1 pseudogene is annotated in these 273 nt (G+C 63.0%); it reads left to right on the top strand.

Going from position 1 to position 273, the window contains the following annotated elements:
• Positions 1-89, top strand: a pseudogene (locus ACQ4LH_RS22065) (hypothetical protein); the annotation flags it as partial.
• Positions 90-273: the final 184 nt, after the last annotated feature.

Genomic DNA, 273 nt, shown 5'->3' with positions numbered 1-273 from the left:
CCGCACAAACCATCAATGCCAAAGGCCTGCTGCCGCCGGGTCATCCACTGCTGTTGGGCAGCAACCAGTCGCTGGTGCCGGTACGCGAACCTGTCTCTTATACACATCTCGAGCCCACGAGACGTAGCGGGGGATAGAGGTGTGGATGAAAAGCGGTCGCGGGGCCTCGCCCGCACCGTGAAATGTGTAGCTGGTGCAGGGCCACGGGCGGGCGGGGGCAGGGGGAGATGCTGAGATTGAGCGGCAGCTAGACGGTGAGCAAGGAAAGCAACG

It is taken from the genome of Pseudomonas peli, from assembly GCF_050563605.1.
In the GTDB taxonomy this organism is placed as follows: domain Bacteria; phylum Pseudomonadota; class Gammaproteobacteria; order Pseudomonadales; family Pseudomonadaceae; genus Aquipseudomonas; species Aquipseudomonas peli_A.
Note: the sequence above shows the minus strand (reverse complement) of the source record. Positions and strands in the feature narration are given on the sequence as shown.